The organism is Corallococcus exercitus (assembly GCF_003611585.1).
Lineage (GTDB): Bacteria > Myxococcota > Myxococcia > Myxococcales > Myxococcaceae > Corallococcus > Corallococcus exercitus.
Map to the genome: position 1 here is coordinate 1 of NZ_RAVW01000571.1, position 4,916 is coordinate 4,916.

Sequence of the window (4,916 nt, forward strand, 5' to 3'; positions counted from 1 at the left end):
CGGCAGCCTCCAGGTGACGAGCCGGCTGTCGCATCCCTATGTGCCGGTGGGCTCGTCGGAGGCCTACGTGACGGTGGACCTCACCGGCGCGGAGGTGCCCGGGGCGAAGCGCAGCCCGGTGAACCTGGCGGTGGTCATCGACCGGTCCGGGTCCATGAGCGGCTACAAGCTCCAGCAGGCGAAGCAGGCCGCGCGGCACCTGGTGACGCTCCTGCGCGACGAGGACCGGCTGGCCATCGTGCACTACGGCAGTGACGTGAAGAGCCTGCCGTCCCTGCCGGCCACCGCGAGCAACCGCGAGCGGATGATGCAGTTCATCGACGGCATCTGGGACGACGGCGGCACCAACATCAGCTCGGGCCTGATGGTGGGCCGCACGCAGCTGGCGTCCGCCATGGGCAACGGGGCCACGGTGAACCGCCTCATCCTGATGAGCGACGGCCAGCCCACCGAGGGCGTGTCCGACGAGGAGGGGCTCAAGAACGTGGTGAAGGAGATCCGCGCCTCCGGCATCACGGTGAGCTCCATTGGCGTGGGCACCGACTTCAACGAGGACCTGATGCAGGCCTTCGCGGAGTACGGCGCGGGTGCGTACGGCTTCCTCGAGGACGCGAGCAAGCTGTCCACCCTCTTCCAGCGCGACCTGCAGCAGGCCACCACCGCGGTGGCGCGCAACGTGGAGCTGTCCTTCGAACTGCCCCCGGGCACGACGCTGGACGAGGTGCTGGGCTACCGCGCGCACCAGGCCGGCAACACCGTGCGCGTGGCGCTGCCGGACTTCTCCGCGGGCCAGGTGGAGCGCGTGGTGGCGCGCATCCACGTGACGGGCACCGCCGCGGGCCAGACGGTGCAGGTGGCGGGGCTGAAGGTCGCGTACACGGACCTGCTCGTGCAGAAGAACGTGGAGGACCAGTCCACGCTGGCCGCGGTGGCCACCGACGTGCGTGAAGAGGTGGTCCAGCGCCAGGACAAGGAGGCCACGGTGTACGCGGCCCGGGCCCGCAGCGCGCAGAACCTCCAGAAGGCCGCGGAGGCGATGAGCCAGGGCAGGAAGGACGAGGCGAAGGGCTACCTCTCCCAGAACCAGGCCCTCTTCCAGGAGGCGGGCGCGGTGGCGGGCGCGGCGGCGGTGGCGGCGGATCAGGCCGACCAGGCTCGCGCGATGCAGGAATACGACGACGCGGAGACCGAGGAGGCCCAGAAGGCCGCCGTGAAGAACAGCAAGGTGAAGGCGCTCAAGAGCTTCGGGCGCATGGGCTCCACGTACTGAGTTGCCCGGGGCGTGCGAGGGGGAAACGCCCGTCCCCCTGCCCGCCCTTCATCGCGACGTCACATCTTCGCGGTTGACCTCCGGAATCGCGTGGCCCTATCTCCGCGTTCTTCCAGGCTTCACCCCCTGGAAGCAGGGCGCACTGGAGGCGCGGACAAGCATGGCGGCGAGCGCGAGCACCCCGTGGGTCGGGGTCATCATGGGCGGCAGAAGCGACCTCGAACACCTGCAACCGGCGATCGACATCCTCGCCGAGCTGCGCATCCCGCATGAGGTGCGCGTCGTGTCCGCGCACCGCACGCCGGACTGGATGATGGAGTACGCGTCCACCGCGGAGTCGCGCGGCCTGTCCGTCATCATCGCCGCGGCGGGCGGCGCGGCGCACCTGCCCGGCATGGTGTCCAGCAAGACGCTCTTGCCAGTGCTGGGGGTGCCCATGCCCACCACGGTGCTCTCCGGCTTCGACGCACTGCTCTCCATCGTGCAGATGCCCAAGGGCGTCCCGGTGGGCACGCAGGCCATCGGCAAGCCGGGGGCCGCCAACGCGGCGCTGCACGCGGCGGCCATCCTGGCGCTGAAGTACCCGGAGCTGCGCGAGCGGCTGGGCGCGTGGCGCAAGGCGCGCACGGACGAGGTGCTGGCGCACCGCGAGGTGGCGGGATGAGCGGCCCCATGGTGCTTCCCGGCGGAACGCTGGGCATCCTGGGCGGCGGCCAGCTGGGGCGCATGATGGCGCTCGCGGCGCGCACGCTGGGCTACCAGGTGCAGGCGCTGGATCCGGACTCGGCGTGCCCGTCCCGCTCGGTGGTGGACCGCTGCCTCACCGCGTCCTTCTCCGACACGGTGGCGGCGGAGGACCTGGCGCGCCAGTGCGACGTGGTGACGCTGGAGATTGAAAAGGTGTCGCTGGCCACGCTCAACGCGGTGGCCCGGCACGCACCCATGCGGCCCGGAGCCTCCGTGCTGGAGGTGGTGCAGCACCGCGGCCGGCAGAAGGCCTGGCTCGCGAAGGGCGGCTTCCCGCTGGGCCCGTGGCGCGAGGCGAACTCGGAGGCGGAGCTGGCGGCGGCCATCACCGCGCTGGGTGGCAAGTGCTTCATCAAGTCCAGCGAGGGCGGCTACGACGGGCGCGGCCAGTACGAGGTGAAGGCGGCCTCCGAGGCGGCCATCGCGTGGAAGGAGCTGGGCGAGCGCTCCGTCGTGGTGGAGGCCGCGCTGGACCTGAAGGCGGAGCTTTCCGTGCTGGTCGCGCGCGGGCCGGATGGACAGCTCGCGGTGTACCCGCCCGCGTTCAACCACCACGAGGAGCGCATCCTCGCGTGGTCGCTGCTGCCGGGCCCCCTGCCCCAGGCCGTGCTGACGCAGGCGTCGCAGGTGGCGCGCGACATCACCTCCGGGCTGAAGGTGGAGGGGCTGCTGGTGGTGGAGATGTTCCTGCTGGGCGACGGGTCACTGCTGGTGAACGAGGTGGCGCCCCGGCCGCACAACAGCTTCCACTCGACGGAAGTGGCGTGCCTCACCAGCCAGTTCGAGCAGGCCGTGCGCGCGGTGTGCAACCTGCCCCTGGGCTCCGTGGAGGTGGTGCGCCCCGCGGCCATCGTGAACCTGCTGGGCGACCTGTGGCTGAAGGAAGGCGGCCCCCGGTTCGCGCAGGCGCTGGCGATGCCCGGCGTCCGGCTGCATCTGTATGGCAAGCGCGACGCGCGCAAGGGCCGCAAGATGGGCCACCTGTCCGCGGTGGGCAGCTCGCCCGAGGACGCGCTCCAGCGCGTGAAGGCCGCGGCCACCGCCCTGGGGATGTGACGCGCATGAAGACGAACGCCGCCCGGCTCCTGGACTCGCTCGGCATCGCGTACAGCCTGCGCGACTACGACGTGGATCCGGACGACCTGTCCGCGGAGACAGTGGCCGCGAAGGTGGGCATGCCCGCGGAGCAGGTCTTCAAGACGCTGGTGGCCAAGGGGGACCGCACCGGCGTGTTGATGGCGGTGGTGCCCGGCAACGCGGAGCTGGACCTCAAGGCCCTGGCGCGCCTCTCCGGCGACCGCAAGGTGGACACCGTCCCCCTCAAGGAGCTGCAGCCGCTGACGGGCTACATCCGGGGCGGCGTCACCGCGCTGGGCGGCAAGAAGGACTACCCCGTCTTCGTGGACGAGACGCTGGAGCTGTTCGACGAGGTCGCCGTGTCGGCCGGGGTGCGCGGGACGCAGATCGTCCTCGCCCCGGCGGACTACCTTCGCGTGACGAAGGGAAAGCCGGGACCCATCTCGCGTCCGAAGGCGTAGACCTTTTCCGCGCGCCGCGCGTTCGAAGGGACATTCCCGGCCCGTGAGGCCGTTCCCGGGGTGTCCCGATGAATGCCGCCGTGTTGCAATTCCACCACCGCGAAGCCTTCGAGCACACCGTCACACGCGCGCTGGCCGCGGGCGCCGGGGCGGGCCTGGTGCAGTGGCTGGGCCTGCGCGTGGGCCTGCCGGTGCCGTTGACGTGGCTCGTGCCCGCCGCGGTGGTGCTGGCGTGCGCGCGCGGTGACAAGTGGGACCGGGGCCTGCTGAGCGGCCTGGGCCTGCTACTGGTGGCGTTGCCCTATGGCCTGGGCCTGTCGCCCGCGTGGACGGTGGCGACGAGCGGCGCGGCCGCGGGGGCCCTGCTGGTGCGCTCCCGCCTCAACGACCTGGGCGAGGAGGGACAGGTCGCGGAGGCCCGCCCCACCCTCGTGCACTACGGCCTGGGCGCGGTGCTGGGCGCGGGGCTCACCCTGGCGGGCGGCGTGGTGGCGAACATCCTGTCGGTGCGGCTGGCGTCCGTGGCCACGCCCACGCTGCTGGCGGCGGCGGTGGTGGGCGGCATCGTGGGCCTCTTCGTGGGGCTGGGCGCCATCGCCGCGCACCTGGGCCTGACGGCGGACCCGGTGGAAGCGCGCGCGGAGGAGCTGCTGCCGCAGCTGTCCGGTGACTTCCTCACGCTGTCCGAACGCGCGCTGAACCTCTACCGCCAATGCGGCCAGTCGCTGGCGAAGCTGCCCCGGGAGCCCGCGCGCGAGGAGCTGGCCCGCACGCTGGCGCGCATCACGAAGGGCGCGGTGGAGCTGGCGTCCGAGTGGGCCGGCGTGGAAGCGCAGCTGGAGGAGCGCGCCACCGCGGAGCTGCAGGCGGAGCGCGAAAGCCTGGAGCGCAGCGCCCGTGCGAGCACCGACGTGGTGGCGCGCCGGCAGCTGGAGGCCGCGGCGGCGTCGCTGGCGGAAGAGGTGGAGCGGCTGGGGGACGTGCGTCAGCGGCGCGAGCGCATCCTGGCGAGGCTGCGCGCGGAGGTGGCCCTGCTGGAGCGTGCGCGCGTGGCGCTCCTGTCGCTGCGCAGCGGTCAGGCCCAGTTGAAGGCGGCGGAGCTGGCCTCGTTGGCCCGCCGCTTCCGCGCCCTCTCGACCGCTCAGGGAGAGGAAGGCCAGGCGATGGACGCCGTCGCGGCCCAGGTGACGTTGACCCAGGTGGCGCCGGTGGAGGTCGCCCCGGTGACGCCCGTGGATCCAGCTCCGGTCGCGTCCGACGGCGCCAAGGTGCCGGAAATCCAGCGGATTCAGGGGGAATAGGACCTGGAGAGGCTGTCGGGGCCCGCCCGCCCCGACAGCCTCTCCAGGTCCTATTCCCCC

General features: G+C 72.3%; 5 protein-coding genes. All 5 read left to right on the forward strand.

Going from position 1 to position 4,916, the window contains the following annotated elements; translation table 11 throughout:
- Nucleotides 1-1,270, forward strand: a 1,270-nt coding sequence (locus D7W79_RS38740) for a vWA domain-containing protein (RefSeq protein ID WP_120530265.1), incomplete at its 5' end; no start/stop codon positions are given.
- Between the two features lie 160 nt (nt 1,271-1,430).
- Entirely contained in the window at nt 1,431-1,934 is a 504-nt protein-coding gene (gene purE / locus D7W79_RS38745) for a 5-(carboxyamino)imidazole ribonucleotide mutase (protein WP_171438100.1), read from the forward strand.
- Complete coding sequence (gene purK, locus D7W79_RS38750) at nt 1,931-3,073, forward strand: 5-(carboxyamino)imidazole ribonucleotide synthase (protein ID WP_120530266.1); 1,143 nt, start codon at nt 1,931-1,933, stop codon at nt 3,071-3,073. The genes purE and purK overlap by 4 nt, the downstream gene beginning before the upstream one ends.
- Nucleotides 3,074-3,078: 5 nt before the next feature.
- Complete coding sequence (gene ybaK, locus D7W79_RS38755) at nt 3,079-3,555, forward strand: Cys-tRNA(Pro) deacylase (protein WP_014398345.1); 477 nt, start codon at nt 3,079-3,081, stop codon at nt 3,553-3,555.
- A 68-nt stretch (nt 3,556-3,623) separates the two neighbouring features.
- Nucleotides 3,624-4,856, forward strand: coding sequence for an AAA family ATPase (locus D7W79_RS38760; RefSeq protein ID WP_120530267.1), 1,233 nt, complete (start codon nt 3,624-3,626; stop codon nt 4,854-4,856).
- Nucleotides 4,857-4,916: the final 60 nt, after the last annotated feature.

Excerpts from the sequence above, each read along its gene's own strand:
- purE (WP_171438100.1), top strand. The coding sequence starts at position 1,431 with ATGGCGGCGAGCGCGAGCACCCCGTGGGTCGGGGTCATCATGGGCGGC.
- purK (WP_120530266.1), top strand. The coding sequence starts at position 1,931 with ATGAGCGGCCCCATGGTGCTTCCCGGCGGAACGCTGGGCATCCTGGGC.
- ybaK (WP_014398345.1), top strand. The coding sequence starts at position 3,079 with ATGAAGACGAACGCCGCCCGGCTCCTGGACTCGCTCGGCATCGCGTAC.
- D7W79_RS38760 (WP_120530267.1), top strand. The coding sequence starts at position 3,624 with ATGAATGCCGCCGTGTTGCAATTCCACCACCGCGAAGCCTTCGAGCAC.